At 39.8% G+C, this 379-nt stretch carries 1 rRNA gene; it reads left to right on the plus strand.

The window, feature by feature from the left end:
* Window positions 1-215: 215 nt before the first annotated feature.
* A 5S ribosomal RNA gene (gene rrf / locus DC53_RS00280) occupies window positions 216-330 on the plus strand.
* Window positions 331-379 lie beyond the last annotated feature (49 nt).

The following is a 379-nucleotide window of genomic DNA, read 5'->3' on the forward strand; positions in this document are numbered from 1 at the left end:
ATAGGCAAGATGTGGAAGTGGTGTGAGCCATTAAGCTACCTTGTACTAATTCCCCTTGAGGCTTAACCATACAACGCCAAACGCGTTTTATGCGACAGTTTAGACAGAAGTTAATATAACTAAAGTAGACATTACTTAGAAAGACTTAAAAAATATTATCAGATATTTTCCAAATTCAGTTAGTGCGCAGAAATACGTATTAACGCCCAAATTTGCTTGGTGACAATAGCGTTTTGGACCCACCTGACTCCATGCCGAACTCAGTAGTGAAACGAAACAGCGCCGATGATAGTGTAGCATTTGCTATGTGAAAGTAGGACATTACCAGGCTTCAAATTGTAGAGAGCCCGACTAGAAATAGTCGGACTTTTTTACGTCT

Origin of the sequence: Pseudoalteromonas fuliginea (assembly GCF_000690055.1) — a bacterium.
GTDB classification, from domain to species: domain Bacteria; phylum Pseudomonadota; class Gammaproteobacteria; order Enterobacterales; family Alteromonadaceae; genus Pseudoalteromonas; species Pseudoalteromonas fuliginea.